Origin of the sequence: Acinetobacter sp. CIP A162, assembly GCF_000367905.1 — a bacterium.
GTDB lineage: Bacteria > Pseudomonadota > Gammaproteobacteria > Pseudomonadales > Moraxellaceae > Acinetobacter > Acinetobacter lwoffii.
Map to the genome: position 1 here is coordinate 1614517 of NZ_KB849159.1, position 14181 is coordinate 1628697.

17 protein-coding genes and 1 pseudogene are annotated in these 14181 nt (G+C 44.7%); 6 read left to right on the forward strand and 12 right to left on the reverse strand.

Annotated elements, in window-relative coordinates:
• Positions 1 to 198: 198 nt before the first annotated feature.
• The 4 genes from F995_RS13980 to F995_RS13995 all read right to left on the reverse strand — a co-directional run bounded on the left by F995_RS13980 (position 199) and on the right by F995_RS13995 (position 4068).
• Positions 199 to 1914 (reverse strand): cation:proton antiporter, encoded by a 1716-nt coding sequence (locus F995_RS13980; RefSeq protein WP_004647407.1) that lies wholly within the window; start codon positions 1912 to 1914, stop codon positions 199 to 201.
• 135 nt (positions 1915 to 2049) lie between these two features.
• Positions 2050 to 2205 carry a 50S ribosomal protein L33 gene (gene rpmG / locus F995_RS13985; protein ID WP_001205031.1) on the reverse strand — a complete coding sequence of 52 codons (156 nt, stop codon included), beginning with the start codon at positions 2203 to 2205 and terminating at the stop codon, positions 2050 to 2052.
• Positions 2206 to 2217: 12 nt separating this feature from the next.
• Positions 2218 to 2454 carry a 50S ribosomal protein L28 gene (rpmB, locus tag F995_RS13990; RefSeq protein ID WP_000048256.1) on the reverse strand — a complete coding sequence of 79 codons (237 nt, stop codon included), beginning with the start codon at positions 2452 to 2454 and terminating at the stop codon, positions 2218 to 2220.
• 165 nt (positions 2455 to 2619) lie between these two features.
• Entirely contained in the window at positions 2620 to 4068 is a 1449-nt protein-coding gene (locus F995_RS13995; protein ID WP_004647408.1) for a coniferyl aldehyde dehydrogenase, read from the reverse strand.
• 115 nt (positions 4069 to 4183) lie between these two features.
• Here F995_RS13995 and F995_RS14000 point away from each other — a divergent pair, with 115 nt between their 5' ends.
• The 5 genes from F995_RS14000 to F995_RS14020 all read left to right on the forward strand — a co-directional run bounded on the left by F995_RS14000 (position 4184) and on the right by F995_RS14020 (position 7841).
• A complete protein-coding gene (locus tag F995_RS14000; RefSeq protein ID WP_034437998.1) occupies positions 4184 to 4915 on the forward strand; it encodes a TetR/AcrR family transcriptional regulator in 732 nt (243 codons plus the stop codon).
• 47 nt (positions 4916 to 4962) lie between these two features.
• The gene (gene purU / locus F995_RS14005) at positions 4963 to 5829 is read left to right on the forward strand and encodes a formyltetrahydrofolate deformylase (RefSeq protein ID WP_004647410.1); all 867 of its coding nucleotides are present in this window, start codon (positions 4963 to 4965) and stop codon (positions 5827 to 5829) included.
• A 191-nt stretch (positions 5830 to 6020) separates the two neighbouring features.
• Positions 6021 to 6788, forward strand: a complete 768-nt coding sequence (locus F995_RS14010; RefSeq protein WP_004647411.1) for an energy transducer TonB — start codon at positions 6021 to 6023, stop codon at positions 6786 to 6788.
• A gap of 25 nt (positions 6789 to 6813) precedes the next feature.
• Positions 6814 to 7437, forward strand: a complete 624-nt coding sequence (locus F995_RS14015; protein WP_004647413.1) for a MotA/TolQ/ExbB proton channel family protein — start codon at positions 6814 to 6816, stop codon at positions 7435 to 7437.
• The gene (locus F995_RS14020) at positions 7437 to 7841 is read left to right on the forward strand and encodes an ExbD/TolR family protein (RefSeq protein ID WP_004278434.1); all 405 of its coding nucleotides are present in this window, start codon (positions 7437 to 7439) and stop codon (positions 7839 to 7841) included. The genes F995_RS14015 and F995_RS14020 overlap by 1 nt, the downstream gene beginning before the upstream one ends.
• A gap of 64 nt (positions 7842 to 7905) precedes the next feature.
• Here the strand turns inward: F995_RS14020 and msrA are convergent, their stop codons facing one another.
• The 6 genes and pseudogenes from msrA to F995_RS14050 all read right to left on the reverse strand — a co-directional run bounded on the left by msrA (position 7906) and on the right by F995_RS14050 (position 12399).
• Positions 7906 to 8430 (reverse strand): peptide-methionine (S)-S-oxide reductase MsrA, encoded by a 525-nt coding sequence (gene msrA / locus F995_RS14025; RefSeq protein ID WP_004647414.1) that lies wholly within the window; start codon positions 8428 to 8430, stop codon positions 7906 to 7908.
• A 110-nt stretch (positions 8431 to 8540) separates the two neighbouring features.
• A complete protein-coding gene (locus tag F995_RS14030) occupies positions 8541 to 9002 on the reverse strand; it encodes an META domain-containing protein (RefSeq protein WP_004647415.1) in 462 nt (153 codons plus the stop codon).
• Positions 9003 to 9104: 102 nt separating this feature from the next.
• The gene (locus tag F995_RS14035; protein WP_004647416.1) at positions 9105 to 10154 is read right to left on the reverse strand and encodes an Lnb N-terminal periplasmic domain-containing protein; all 1050 of its coding nucleotides are present in this window, start codon (positions 10152 to 10154) and stop codon (positions 9105 to 9107) included.
• 23 nt (positions 10155 to 10177) lie between these two features.
• On the reverse strand, positions 10178 to 10690 hold the full coding sequence (locus F995_RS14040; RefSeq protein WP_004647417.1) for a dihydrofolate reductase: 513 nt from the start codon (positions 10688 to 10690) through the stop codon (positions 10178 to 10180).
• Positions 10691 to 10890: 200 nt separating this feature from the next.
• Positions 10891 to 11733 (reverse strand): thymidylate synthase, encoded by an 843-nt coding sequence (gene thyA, locus F995_RS14045; RefSeq protein WP_004278429.1) that lies wholly within the window; start codon positions 11731 to 11733, stop codon positions 10891 to 10893.
• Between the two features lie 213 nt (positions 11734 to 11946).
• Positions 11947 to 12399: pseudogene (locus F995_RS14050) on the reverse strand (lipocalin family protein).
• A gap of 400 nt (positions 12400 to 12799) precedes the next feature.
• Between F995_RS14050 and F995_RS14055 the strand changes: the two are divergent.
• Positions 12800 to 13315, forward strand: coding sequence for a hypothetical protein (locus F995_RS14055; RefSeq protein WP_004278427.1), 516 nt, complete (start codon positions 12800 to 12802; stop codon positions 13313 to 13315).
• A gap of 18 nt (positions 13316 to 13333) precedes the next feature.
• Here F995_RS14055 and F995_RS14060 read toward each other — a convergent pair whose 3' ends face one another.
• Positions 13334 to 13720, reverse strand: coding sequence for a hypothetical protein (locus F995_RS14060; RefSeq protein WP_004278426.1), 387 nt, complete (start codon positions 13718 to 13720; stop codon positions 13334 to 13336).
• Positions 13713 to 14105, reverse strand: coding sequence for a hypothetical protein (locus F995_RS14065; RefSeq protein ID WP_004278425.1), 393 nt, complete (start codon positions 14103 to 14105; stop codon positions 13713 to 13715). Before F995_RS14065 ends, F995_RS14060 begins: the two co-directional genes overlap by 8 nt.
• Positions 14106 to 14181 lie beyond the last annotated feature (76 nt).

The window sequence follows — 14181 nt, forward strand, 5'->3', positions numbered from 1 at the left end:
AATTAGGCAGATTTTAAGTATCACAAAAACGTTCATTTAAAATGAAGATGAAAAATCAGTATTTTAAAATTTAAGTCGTGAGCAGTCTGAAGCCAGTGTGTTAATAAAATCTTTGGCTCAGAAATATATTGATGTCCATAAAAAAAAAGTTGCCAGATCCGGCAACTTTTTTATTCAGTGTTTATTTAAAGAAAAACTTTAATGAGAAGGCGTATGCTGATGCGCGATCTCAATCTGGTTCAAAATATGATTGCTCATATTTTTCGCCATTTCTTCTTTGGCATAATAAACCGCACCGACATTATCCCGACGAATGGCTTCAGCTTCTTCCTTGCTTTCTGCACAGACCAATACCTGAATTTGTGGATTCAAGGTCTTGGCAATGTCGACAATTTTATGAATATCGATGATATCCATAGGGGAGATGACCAGTAAGCGTGCATGCTGAATATGTGCCTGAATCAGCACTCCGGCTTCAGTGGCAACACCAGACACCGCAGCAATGCCTTTTTCACGCAGATTTTCGACGATGTCACGGTTTTCTTCGGCAATCACCACCTTGATATTTTCTTGCATCAATGAGCGGGTAATGCGACGACCGACCTCACCATGGCCAATAATGACCACCTGATCGCGCAAGTAATCCTGTGAGACTTCATCGGGTAACATCGCCAGAGGGTCACCACTGCGTTCCAGTAAGCGGGCCAGAGTCGAGCGTTCCCGAATCCATTTCTGTACCGGTTCAATCGCGGAAAAGATAAAGGAGTTAAGCGTAATCGAAATCAAGGCACCTGCCAGAATCAGGTTTTGACCTTCCAGCGAAAGCAGATTGAGCGAAACACCGAGCGCAGCCAAAATAAAGGAGAACTCACCAATCTGTGCCAGAGAAGCACCGACGGTCAAGGCGGTATTAATCGGATAGCGGAAGAACAGCACCAGTGCCATCGCGGCAATAGTCTTACCAATCATGATAATCCCGACCACTGCCAGTACATGTAAAGGCTGTTCCAGCAAAATGCGCGGATCAAACAGCATGCCGACGGAGACAAAGAATAAAATCGAGAAAATTTCACGCAGTGGCAAGGTTTCTTCTTCAGCACGATGACTGAAATCAGATTCCTTAACGACCATTCCGGCAAAGAAAGCACCTAGTGCCATCGACACGCCAAAGACTTTATAGGCACCGAAGGCGATTGAAACCGCAGCAGCCACCACTGTTAAAGTAAACAGCTCACGTGAACCGAGACGCGCCACCACCCGTATGATCATTGGAATCAAGCGTTTACCAATAATCAGCATGAAGGCAATAAAGCCTGCGACTTTGAGCAGGGTAATGCCTAAGGTGAGCCAGATATTCTCATCGCTTGCACCTTCCAGCGCTTGCCCACCTAAAAGCACCGCAGTGGCAGGTAACAGTACCAGCGCCAAGACCATGACCAGATCTTCGACCAGCAACCAGCCAACAGCAATTCGGCCATTGATTGAATCCAGTAAGCCACGATCACCAAGGGCTTTGAGTAGAACCACGGTACTGGCACAAGACAGGCTTAGGCCGAAGACCAGTGCTGAGCCAAAGCTCCAGCCCCACAGCATCGAAACTCCAACCCCGAGCAAGGTGGCAACTGCAATCTGTAAAATCGCACCAGGCAGGGCAATCCGGCGTACCTGCATCAGATCGTTCAGGGAAAAATGCATTCCGACGCCAAACATCAGGAACATGACGCCAAGTTCTGCCAGTTGGTTGGCCAGATGAATATCACCGACCACACCGGGTGTATGGGGACTAATCAGAATGCCGGCAATTAAGTAACCGATCAAAGGGGGAAGACGTAACCGTGCAGCGAGATAGCCAAAGACCAAAGCTAAGCCAAAACCAACAGCCAGTAATATAATGAGCTCTACGTCATGTGGCACTAAATACTCCTTTAGCTAGGTTTGCTGGGAAATAAGCACAAAAAGTGCCAAAACATGCAGAAAGTTTATCAAGTCGGATAAAAAAAGTGCAAAAAAAAACGACCCGCAAAGGTCGTTTTTTTAAAGAAACTAAAATTATTTGATTTTAGCTTCTTTGAAGATTACGTGTTGACGGATTTTTGGATCAAATTTTTTGATTTCCATTTTTTCCGGCATAGTACGTTTGTTCTTAGTCGTGGTATAGAAATAACCTGTACCAGCTGAAGAAACTAAGCGAATTTTATCACGCATGGTTCAGACTCCTTAGATCTTTTGACCTTGAGCACGTAGGTCAGCAACAACCTTTTCAATGCCCAATTTGTCGATAATACGCATACCTTTAGTGGTTAAACGAAGACGTACAAAACGTTTTTCGCTTTCTAACCAGAAACGGTGGTGGTGCAGGTTCGGCTCGAACCGGCGCTTAGTTTTGTTGTTGGCGTGTGAGACGTTGTTACCAACGACTGGACGCTTGCCGGTAACTTGGCAAACCTTAGACATGGTGTAACTCCATTGATTTAGCCAACAGCAAATCTGTATGGCCAGTCAAAAATAAACGGATTGAAATCATTCAAGGGGCGTTTTATATCAAAAATGCGCTTAAAAGACAAGCGATTTTCGTCAAAACGCGGCACGAACTATATCGATAGCTCATGCCTTGATCATTTAGCGGAGAAGTGTCTTCGAAATCAGCTTGTGAATCGGTTTATTGAACGGTGGCAGAATGTATTTCAAGCTGTACAGCTTTGGATTCGACATTACTGAGCGTTCATGCGACAAACTGAAGAAGCCTTCTGGGCCATGGTATTTACCCATACCTGATGCACCGACACCCCCAAATGGTAGATCATCCTGCGCAACATGGGTCAGTACCGTATTTTGCCCGAAATGCCCTGAATGGGTACGCTGTGCGACATAATCGGCACGCGCCTGATCAAAGTCGAAGTAGTATAAAGCAAGTGGACGCGGACGGCTATTAATAAAGTCGATGACATCGTCAATTTGATCATATTCCATGATCGGTAACAGTGGGCCAAAGATTTCATGCTGCATGATCTGCATCATCGGGGTGACATTGGTCACGATGGTCGGTGCAATCTTGCGCAGATCAGCCGAGTTTTCACTACGCGGATTAATTTCAATGACTTGCGCACCCTGTTCACGCGCATCATCCAGATAGCCTTGCAGACGGTTATATTGTTTGACATTAATAATCGAGGTGTAATCCTGATTATGGGTGATATCCGGATACATACTTTCGACACAGGCTTTAAAGTGATCAATGAACTCGGCAGTTTTCCCGCGAGGCAAGAACATATAGTCCGGAGCTACACAGGTCTGACCGGCATTCCAGAGTTTACCCACCGCAATCCGCTGCGCGACATCGCGCAGATCAATCGATGGATGCACCAGTACCGGCGATTTACCGCCCAGTTCCAGAATCACCGGAACCAGATTTTCGGCAGCGGCTGCCATGACGGTTTTACCGACTGCAGTTGAGCCAGTGAAAATCAGTTTATCGAAAGGCAAACGACAGAAAGCATCTGAAATCACACCACCACCATTCACCACAGCGACCAATTCTTTAGGGAAGGCTTCAGCCAGGGCTTTTTCCAGAACTTCACCAAAAGCAGCGGATGCACTGGAAATTTTGATCATGGCATGGTTGCCGGCCGCTAGTGCGCAAATCAAAGGGCCAATCGACAACAACAGCGGATAGTTCCACGGTGCGATAATTCCGACTACGCCCAAAGGCTGATATTGTACCCAGGCTTTTGCCGGCTGATGAATAATGCCGACATGACGCTTGGAAGGTTTCATCCATCGGGTCAGGTTTTTGCTGTAATATTTGATATGTTCCAGACAGGTGAGCAGTTCACCAATCTTGGTTTCCCCAATGGAACGGTTACCATAGTCCTGATTAATTGCATCAGCAAATTGATCTTGATACTTAACTAAGATACGCTTAAGTCGAGCTAAACGATCGATACGTTCCTTTGCAGTCGGCAGAGGGTAGTGTAAGTAAGCGTGTTTTTGTTGCGCTAAGACTTCATTCAGATATTGGCTATCAAAAAAATGTGGTGTCATTGATGTTGTTTTTGTGTGACTGTTCATGCCGCACTACCATTATTCAAAAATCGATTAATTAATTTTTAGAGCAAATACTCTAATTAGTCAAGTGACTTTGTGTGTTAGCCTGCTAATGCATGAACTGAATGGTTATTTTAGGATGTCCCAAACCAAAACCTTAAAAACTAAAGAGCGTATCTTGCAGCTCAGTTTGCAGCTGTTTAACGAGCGTGGCGAACGATCGGTAACCACCAATCACATTGCGGCTGAACTCGGCATGAGCCCGGGTAACCTGTATTATCATTTCCGCAATAAAAATGAAATTATTAAAGAATTGATGGAACAGTACCAGCATCAGACCCTGGAAATGCTGGCGCTGCCGGATGACCGTGCACTGGATGCCAATGATAAGGTGCATTATTTTCAGGTGCTGAGCAGCCAGTTATGGGCTTACCGTTTCCTGCATCGTGATGTCTATCATCTGGTAGAAAATAACGAAGATTTTCGCAAGATGTATCCACGCTTTGCCGGACAGGTGATGCAGCAGGGCCAGAAAATTTATAAAGGCTTTGTTAATGCAGGCCTGATGGACATGACCGATTCAGAAATTGAAGCCCTGATCATTAACCTGTGGATTGTACTGACCAACTGGACCAACTTCCTGTATATGTCAGGTCATTTAACCGATTCCAATACGCTGGAAGAAAAATGGGTCTGGCAGGCACTCCGTCAAATGGTATTCCTGGAAGGGGCGTATTTACGTGGTGAAAGTCGTCAAACCTATGAAGGTTTATTGAGTAGTTTGGGCTCTTCGGAACTTTTTGCCAGCCTGTCGTCATCTAAAGATTCTGAATCTGAACAAACTATTCAGAATATCCAAGAAACGCGCTAGAATACTCGGCTTATTTTTAATTTAACTGATTAGTGACTTAAACCAACATGAATATGACGACTGCTAACACCGCACGTTTATTGATTACTTGTGAAGACAAGCCGGGCATCGTGCAGGCTGTTTCGAGCTTCTTGTATCATCAAGGTGCCAACATTACTGCGCTTGACCAATATGCGACAGCAGCGCAGGGCGGACGTTACTTCATGCGCGTTGAATTTGAATTAGATAATCTTCAAAGTCGTAAAGAAAGTATTATCCAGACTTTTGCAGCGAATGTGGCAGAACGCTATGGCATGCAATGGCGTCTGGCTCTGGTCAGTGATGTGAAAAAAGTCGGTATTCTGGTGTCTAAAGTCGATCATGCCTTGCTTGAGCTGTTATGGCGTCATGCGCGTGGTGGTCTGCCTTGTGAAATTACCAAAGTAGTATCGAATCACGAGACTTTACGCGAAGCAGTTGAAAATTTTGGCATTCCATTCGAAGTTGTGCCGGTGACCAAAGACAACAAACCTGAAGCTTATGCAGAAATCGACCAGTTGATGCAAGGCAATGACCTGTTGGTGCTGGCGCGTTATATGCAGATTCTGGATGAAGAATTTGTCAGCAAGTGGGAAATGAAAGTGATCAACATTCACCATTCTTTCCTGCCAGCTTTCGTAGGTGCCAATCCGTACAAACAGGCCTATGAAAAAGGTGTGAAGCTGATTGGTGCAACTGCACACTATGTGACTGCTGATCTGGATCAAGGTCCGATCATCGAGCAGGATGTGGAGCGCGTGAACCATGACTTTACCGTTGAGCAGTTACGTGAACTCGGTCAGGATGTGGAACGTAATGTATTGGCCCGTGCGGTAAAATGGCATTTGGAAGACCGTATTATTGTCGATGGCAACAAGACTGTCGTGTTCCAATAAGACTTGCATTGAGTTTTAAAAAGGCATACTTTTAGTGTGCCTTTTTTGTTTTGATGCAAAAAAGTCAGTTAAAGGTAGGATTAGCGGTTGCAAATGAAAACACTTCTCATTTATTATTGGCATACTTTAATTGTGCTAACCGATGAGCTTGATAGTTTGTTCCACATCATCTCCTCAAGGTAATAGATTTAATGAGTCAAGTTGCTGCGCCCCAAATGCCTACACCGCCGAATCAGATGAAAAAGAAAGTCATCTCTATCGTGGCGGCTGTACTGATTGGGCATGTGGGTGTGTTATATGCGATCAGCCAGATGAAAGCACCTGAGCTGACACCCATTGATAAGCAACCCTTAAAAGTGCGCTTTGTAAAACTCCAGGAAGCGCCAAAACCTTTACCGTCAAAGCCGAAGGCCGAGCCACAAAAAGAGCCGCCTAAGCCTAAAGAAGTCAAAATTGTCGATAAACCGCTGCCACCACCACCGAAAAAAGTAGAAAAAATCGAGCAGGTGAAAAAGGCTGAAGCGCCAAAAGTGGTTAAAGCACCACCAGTTGAAGCAAAACCAACCCCAAGTCCGGTTGTACCGACAGTGGTCACTGAAACTAAAATTAAACCGGCACCTGCTCCGGTCGCGCCACCTGCGCCTGTGACACCGCCAGCACCTGCTGCGCCGCCATCCCCGAAAAGTGTATCGATTGGTGGGGGCGTGTCCTGGCAGCGTTCACCCAAAGTCTCGCTCTCTGCAGGTGAATTAAAATCAGCCTGTTCACTGGTAGTAGATGTTTCAGCGAATGAGCAGGGTAAAGTGGTTTCTGCAACTGCACGAAATTCAAGTTGTAGCCCGGCAGTAACGCGCAAAGTAGAAGCCGCGGTACGTCGTGCACAACTCACTAAATATGTTGAAAATGGTGTGGCTTATCCAACCCGTGTGGAACAGCCTTTCGATTTTCAGGTTAAATAACGGCTCACCCATTAGGAGTTCGAATATGAACTTTTCAGTTTATTGGCAACACGCTGATGCAGTCAGTAAAACGCTGTATTTCGTGTTATTGGCAATGTCGATTGCGACATGGACCATTTTTGTGCTGCGTTTGATGGGCACTCGCCAACTGAAACAGATTGCCTATGCTCAGTTATCTCAAGCATTGGAAAAACTGAAAACCAAGCTGGCTCCTTTGGGCTTTGAACAGCGTAAAGCAGTGGCAGAACAGGCGCTGTTACGCCAGATTTCAGCAGAAAAAGCCAATGCCGAAAAAGGTGTATCAGTTCTGGGTACCATCGCATCGATCTCTCCATTTGTCGGTTTGTTCGGTACAGTATGGGGCATCTTCCATGCGCTGGTTGCTGTTGGTAAAAGTGGTCAGGCAGGTCTGGCACAAGTGGCAACCCCAGTCGGTGAAGCGTTGATTATGACTGGCTTAGGTCTGGCAGTCGCGATTCCTGCGGTACTGGCTTATAACATCTGTGTCCGTGCTAATCGTGGCTTGGCTCATGAATTACAAGATCAGGCACATGGTCTGTTGATTGATACCATGCTGCAACAGGAATCTGCTGCAAAAAAGTCTGATGAAAAAGTAACACAACAGAGTTTCGTGGGAGGTCAAGTTTAATGGCTTTTCAACTGGGTGAAGACAACGATGTAGGCATGAATGAGATGAACCTCATTCCCCTCATCGACATTATGTTGGTATTGATGATCATCTTTCTGGTGACAGCGACCGTTGCGAACCCATCAATTCCATTAACCTTGCCACAAACCACTGCGGAGATTATCGATCTGCCGCCTGAAAATGTCACGATCAGCATCAATGCCGAAGGTGACATTGCTTGGAATGGTGATGTACTGACGCTAGAACAACTTGAAACCCGTTTTAATGAAGCGGGCCAAGCTGAACGTCAGCCGACCATTGTGCTGAAAGCGGATAAAGAATCACGTTATGACTCAGTGGCGCAAGTCATGTCGCGTGCGAGTGGAGCCGGACTCAGCGATATTGCTTTTGCAACCGATAACTAAGATTCAGGTAATAAAAAAAGCGACTGATTGCAGTCGCTTTTTTTATGCCCATTTTTCATGAATCTTAATGAGTTTTTAGCAAGGTCGTAAATTTGCTGCGTAATTTATTCAATTTTGGCGGAATGGCAAAATTGCAATAGCCCTGGGTCGGGTTCTTGGCAAAGAAGTTTTGATGATAGTCTTCCGCCGGATAGAAAGTCGGGGCAGGGCTCAGTTCAGTTACCACATTGATGCCATCGGCTTTCAGGGCATCCATCGCCTGCTGCGCCTGTTGCTGCTGTTCATCATTCAGATAATAAATCACAGAACGATACTGGGTGCCGACATCATTGCCTTGACGGTTTAATGTGGTTGGATCATGGGTCGCAAAAAAGACATCGAGCAATTGGTTATAGTTAATCTGGTTTTCATCGAAATCGATCAGAATGACTTCGGCATGGCCGGTATTGCCACCACAGACATCATCATAGTTTGGCTGAGTTGTGTGCCCACCTGCGTAACCGCTGACGACTTGCTGAACTCCCTGAATCTGTAAAAATACGGCTTCAGTACACCAAAAGCATCCCCCACCGAAAAGTGCCTGTTGCATGGTTGATTCCTCATTCAATTAAATAACTCAATCGGGCTGATGGTTAAATTCCAGCTCATCAGTATGAAAGATAAAAAAGCCTGTCCATACAGGCTTTTTGTAGGGAAGTATTAACGCGGCTGAACAGCACTTTCCAGCTGGATCAAGAGATTTCCATGGCGATCCAGTAATTTTAAGGTTTTACCAAACACTTGATAATGAGTCACTTTGGCTAAAGCTTCATTAAATTTCTGATCAAGCTGATCGTTGTTCATACAGGCCATACGGGTAGTGGCCATCTGGCTCAGGGTCAGCGTGTCTTTTGCTGCTGTGTAGCTGCCCATAATCCGGTTACAGCTATCTGAACCTGAAACGCGCTGGGTACTGGCATCAAATTGCAGACTCGGAACATTGCGTGCGGTTGGCACCGTCTTGATTTCAGTATTGCCAATCTGGGTTGCAATCCAGATACGATTTTGCAAAAGTTGTAAATGATTCGCGGTTTGTGTCGTGGCTGTATTGGGTACAGTTTCGCAGCCCATGACCGTTAAAACCGAGCCTAGAATCGCGATTGCAGTTAATTTTTTTAGCATGAGAGATACTCTGATCATTGACTAGCTGTTTGTATATAAACAAAAAAATGATCAAGGTTCCAGTTGATTTTGTATCTTTATTGAAGTGGATTTGCTACACAGTTATTGCATGTCGGGTTTTGGTAGGCCCTGCCGGATCAGGCGTGAATAGTCCTGACTGGAGAGATTAGCGGTGCGTTCTACCCGTGGATTGACATGTGCCCGTTGATACCAGGTGTGCATATCCCAAGACTGTTCCAGTACTTTAAGATCATAGAGATAATTCGGTAAATAGCCGGAGGCAAGCAACCGGTAATCTGAGGGTAGCTGTTGTTGCGATATCGCCTGAACCATATCAAAGACTAGTGTGGTGCAATTACTGGTCAGGGTATTGTACCATTTTGGCTTTTGGGCCAGTTCATCGGCCTGACGCAGATATTCCTTGAATAGCGCTTTAGCCTGAGCTTGCGGCATTTTGACTGGGAAAAAATAGACCTGTTCACCACGGACATTGCTACGGGTATAGACAATATCCTTTTCATCCGATGCGACCAGACTCAGTTCATATTTTCGGAAAAAACCACCAATCGCTGAAAACTCTTCATTCTTTTCCTTGCGAATTTCAATCGAGAAGGTGAGTGGCTTTTGATTGGCAAAATCGAAGCTGACCAGGGTATGGGCAATTTTAGGCCCCATCCAGTAGGAAGTAATGATGTTCACGCCAGTAATCTGATTCAGATCAAAACTGCGGCTTTCCCAGCGTTCGATATAGCGACCATCGGCCTGCCAGTCAAAGTTGCGGATATTGTGTAAGGTAACCTGATCGCCTTGCTGCTCATAATGCAGAAGCTGGGAAACCTCAGGATTCCACTCTCGATCCTGACGCGCTTCCAGACTGAAATATCCCAGCAGACAGAATAAAAAGGCCAGAAGATAAAGAACGCTATCCACTTGGCGGGAGATCAGATGCCGGGTGAAATAAATCCCGAGAACGACCAGTGCAAAGGTCAGCCAGAGTCCAATCAGCATCAAGCTGCCGATTTTTCCAATAGGTTGATGCACCCAAAGCATCAGGCTGAGCCACAAACTCGACAGAATGACGAATAAAGTAAACAGACTGCCCAGCAGCCACAGACTCCAGTGCCTGGAAATATATTCGCGTCCCTGCATCATCACTTTTTCATGAGAAATAGGTTTTATTTTCTGTAGGTTGCGAACTCAAAAGCAATGCCGGTTTTGTCGTCGATATGTTGCTCGGCGGCGACCTTTTTAAATTCCGCTGGAATCTCTGGATAATAGGCATCGCCCTGTACATCCAGTTCGACATGCGTCAGTTCTAGACGGTCTGTAATATTCATGGTCTGTTTAAAGATTTCACCGCCACCAATGATGAAAATGGTTTCGGGTTTTTCTGAAGCCTTTACATCTGCAACGGCCTGACTCAACGCATCTTCAATGCTATAAGCGACTTTGGTGCCTGCAAATGCCCAGTCTGGATCACGGGTAATCACCCAGTTCACCCGTTTAGGCAGAGTACGTCCCATCGATTCTAGTGTCTTGCGACCCATCACCACCACACCGCCTTGGGTGATTTCCTTGAAGTGTTTCAGGTCGGCAGAGATATGCCAAGGTAGATCATTGCCCTTGCCGATACAACGCTGCTGATCCATGGCAACGACGTGTACAACTTCTAAATCTTGAAATGACATGTATTGAATCCTTCTTATCAAGCCCAAAGTCCTTCGTGTAATTTTTTACTGGTACGAAAGAAAGGTTAAAAATCTATATTGATTGCCTTCATGCTTTAGGGCTAGGAATATATTTTGAAAGGAGGTGGCGATTCACGCGTGGTAAAAAACCTCTTCCTAGCCCTCTCCTAGGAGGAGGGGGAACTTTATAATAAAGAAAATTAAACAGCGACAGGGGCTTTAATTCCTGGATGAGATTCATAACCGACAATTTCGATATCTTCAAATTTGAAATCGAACAGGTCTTTAATCTCGGGATTTAGTTTTAATTGACAAAGGCCGAGTGGCTCACGGCTGAGCTGTAATTGTGCCTGTTCAAAATGATTGCTGTACAAGTGGGTATCGCCACCAGTCCAGACAAAGTCACCAACCTCCAGATCACAGACTTGCGCGATCATATGCGTCAACAAAGCATAGCTGGCAATATTAAATGGTACACCCAAAAATACATCGGCACTGCGCTGATACAACTGACAAGACAATTTGCCATTGTGCACAAAAAACTGGAACAGGGTATGGCAAGGGGGTAAGGCGACCTGACCCGCTTCATTCGGGTTCCAGCCGGACACGATCAGACGACGCGAATTCGGATTAGTTTTAATTTCATTGATCAACCATTTGATTTGGTCAAAACCGTCCTGATTATAGCTATTGTCTGCATTCTTGCTGGCCCCAAAATTGCGCCATTGGTGACCATATACTGGGCCTAATTCGCCTTCAGGACGGCCAAAACGCGCAGTTTGTTCTGCGGTCGCCCATTCATCCCAAATCGAGACTTTATTGTCTTTTAAATACTGAACATTGGTATCGCCTTTCAGGAACCACAACAGTTCGATCACGATAGAACGGAAATGAACTTTTTTGGTGGTCAGTAAAGGAAAACCTTGGGAAAGATCAAAGCGCATCTGATGACCAAATACCGAACGTGTACCTGTACCGGTACGGTCGCCTTTATCGCCGCCGTTGTCGAGGATATGTTGTAATAGGTCAAGATATTGGCGCATAGGTCTCTCTTAAAAATTTGTTTAAATTACCTTTTTTTTCAGCAGAAAAAGTTTATCTCGGATAAATCCACTTTCTGTCGAGCTGGGTAAATTGAATTGAATGCATCATAACATTTTTTTCTAATATTTCTGATATTGCATCTTCTGCAAAAAAGATCGGCAAGCACCCAATCAAAAAAAATACCCAGTGCGGGTGCTTGTTGTAGAAAAGGTTTAAGCGGTTTTATGGCCAGTATGGACGGTATGAATCAGATCAGACAGATCATAACCTAAGGGTGCTGCATAACTTAAATATTCGCGTTGAATGGTTTCATCCAGACTGGTACCGCGATGCAGTAGCCATAAATATTCTTTATTCGGTTCGCCTACAAGCGCGGTCTGATAATCTGGATCGATTTTTAATACCCAGTAATCACCCTTGGTGAACGGAATCCAACGCAGGCCTTCAGGTAAAAAGCTGACTTCAAGCTTGGCATGTTCTGCATCGATAATGGTCGCTTCAGCAATGGCTTCATCCACCTTGCCATTTTCATTCAAGCTCTATACCGCAGAAATATCGGTGCTGTCTTCAGGTTGGCGCTTCATCGGCAAACGTGCAATTTCATACCAGGTCCCTAAATATTGTTCTAAATTAAAATTTGAAACGGTGCTTAAAGTCTGACTTATTTTTCTTCTCCGTTTGGTTCAATATTTAAAAATGCCGCATCAGTGTAATATAGGGTGCAAAGCTCAAAATGATGTAATCATGTAGTGAAATGTTGTCTGAAAATGGCCGAGCTACAAATTAAATCCATAAGGTTTAAGTAGAAAAAAATAAGGACTCATTTTGCGTATTTCAGGCTAAAAAGGCTTTGCAAGGCATCGAAGTTGGCTTTGCTTTACATTTTTTTTGCAAAGATGATGGGTTTTGTAACTGTATGAGAAAGAACGGCTTAATTTGAATGCCGGAAAAATAGACAAATTTATTTACATTTTTAATGTGAAAGATAACATTTAAACGACTAGTATTCTCGGCTTGTTAACAATATGAAAGCCTAAATTACAGGCGAGGAGCGGTTGGTAAGGCATGATCTATGATCATCAAGTAAACATGAGCGAAGTACATGCTCCTGTCCAAGCGAATATCATGGTGCGTTCCCAATCGGAGCAAAGACCTAAAAAGTCATCCCAAAAAGCCACTGTCCGTAACGCTTCAGGCGTAAGCAATGGCCATCGTATCAATATCGAGAAATTTACCAGTTATCTGCAAGGCATTACCCGAAATACCAGTACACAGAAATGTGCGCGCAGTATTCGTGTCGGTCTGCAATCTTCTGGTGCGAAAATTGTGAATCATCCGGTCGCAGCAGCAGATTGGGGAAGTACCCTGATGCAGCTGGGTTATAAGAAAATTAATGCTTCTTTTGATCGGCCGAAAAAAGGCGATATCTATATTATTGACCGTACTCAGGGACATAAATATGGACATATCGCGGCTTATTCAGGTAGTGCCTGGGTATCGGATTTTAAACAGCGAGATCATGCGGTTTATCGCAATAAAAACGTGACTTATAGTTACTATCGTCTGGAAACTTACTTCTAAGAAAACACTGCGAAGTGATCAGTCCTCAAAACGCTTCGCACGGCTTTCATAGATTGAAACGATAAATAATCCAATCGCGGCAAAGCCAAGACATTGCAGACCCAAGGCAAATTTGCCCCATTGCTGGTGCTGTTCTGGTAAATAGCCAAACAGGGTAATTAAGGCAATGATGGGAATCACCCGGCTCAAGGCGCTAAAGCCATTTGCATAGGGATTGGATTTTGAGATTTTCAGGCGGAAATGGTGCAGTAAATGCACGACAATCCCAATCGCTAAACTCACCCCAACAAATACCGGACTTAACTGGACCACAGTCGATGCTGCATAAATCAAAATACAGGTCGCGATGATGACGATGAGTTTGATTTGACGGGTACAGCGTTCGGAATACCAGAACTCAAGCACGGGGTGAACCCTCATCTGATTTGTTCTGATTGAGCAGCGACAATGGTGAAAACAGGCAAATCGCCAGTGCCATAAATGCAATGCCTTGTGCACCCGGAATCAGGATTTCGCCCTGTTGCATATTCATAAAAACTAAAGCAATCAATAAGGCAATTGGAATCCAGGTCAGTAATCTATACAGCAAACCGGTCGGGTTTTTGCTGGTAAAGTGGATTTTGCAGTAACGACAAATCAGAAAAATGATGCCGGTACCGATAAACATTAAAATCGAATCTAAGGGCAGTGGTTCCATCCAGTACAAGCCTGCAGCTGTCGCTGCAATCACAATAAAGATCAACAGTTTTTTGAGAACAGATACCTGCGGATTAAACCAGAACTCAAGCATAATGATGAAAGAATAGAAGAGATAATCGGCACTTTAGCATATTTTGAGTATAAAAAAGCGAGGCCTTTGCCTCGCT

Coding starts and splice junctions, on each gene's coding strand:
- rpmG (WP_001205031.1), bottom strand. CDS start 2,205: ATGCGTGATAAAATTCGCTTAGTTTCTTCAGCTGGTACAGGTTATTTC.
- rpmB (WP_000048256.1), bottom strand. CDS start 2,454: ATGTCTAAGGTTTGCCAAGTTACCGGCAAGCGTCCAGTCGTTGGTAAC.
- F995_RS13995 (WP_004647408.1), bottom strand. CDS start 4,068: ATGAACAGTCACACAAAAACAACATCAATGACACCACATTTTTTTGAT.
- F995_RS14000 (WP_034437998.1), top strand. CDS start 4,184: ATGTCCCAAACCAAAACCTTAAAAACTAAAGAGCGTATCTTGCAGCTC.
- purU (WP_004647410.1), top strand. CDS start 4,963: ATGAATATGACGACTGCTAACACCGCACGTTTATTGATTACTTGTGAA.
- F995_RS14010 (WP_004647411.1), top strand. CDS start 6,021: ATGAGTCAAGTTGCTGCGCCCCAAATGCCTACACCGCCGAATCAGATG.
- F995_RS14015 (WP_004647413.1), top strand. CDS start 6,814: ATGAACTTTTCAGTTTATTGGCAACACGCTGATGCAGTCAGTAAAACG.
- F995_RS14020 (WP_004278434.1), top strand. CDS start 7,437: ATGGCTTTTCAACTGGGTGAAGACAACGATGTAGGCATGAATGAGATG.
- msrA (WP_004647414.1), bottom strand. CDS start 8,430: ATGCAACAGGCACTTTTCGGTGGGGGATGCTTTTGGTGTACTGAAGCC.
- F995_RS14030 (WP_004647415.1), bottom strand. CDS start 9,002: ATGCTAAAAAAATTAACTGCAATCGCGATTCTAGGCTCGGTTTTAACG.
- F995_RS14035 (WP_004647416.1), bottom strand. CDS start 10,154: ATGATGCAGGGACGCGAATATATTTCCAGGCACTGGAGTCTGTGGCTG.
- F995_RS14040 (WP_004647417.1), bottom strand. CDS start 10,690: ATGTCATTTCAAGATTTAGAAGTTGTACACGTCGTTGCCATGGATCAG.
- thyA (WP_004278429.1), bottom strand. CDS start 11,733: ATGCGCCAATATCTTGACCTATTACAACATATCCTCGACAACGGCGGC.
- F995_RS14055 (WP_004278427.1), top strand. CDS start 12,800: ATGATCTATGATCATCAAGTAAACATGAGCGAAGTACATGCTCCTGTC.
- F995_RS14065 (WP_004278425.1), bottom strand. CDS start 14,105: ATGCTTGAGTTCTGGTTTAATCCGCAGGTATCTGTTCTCAAAAAACTG.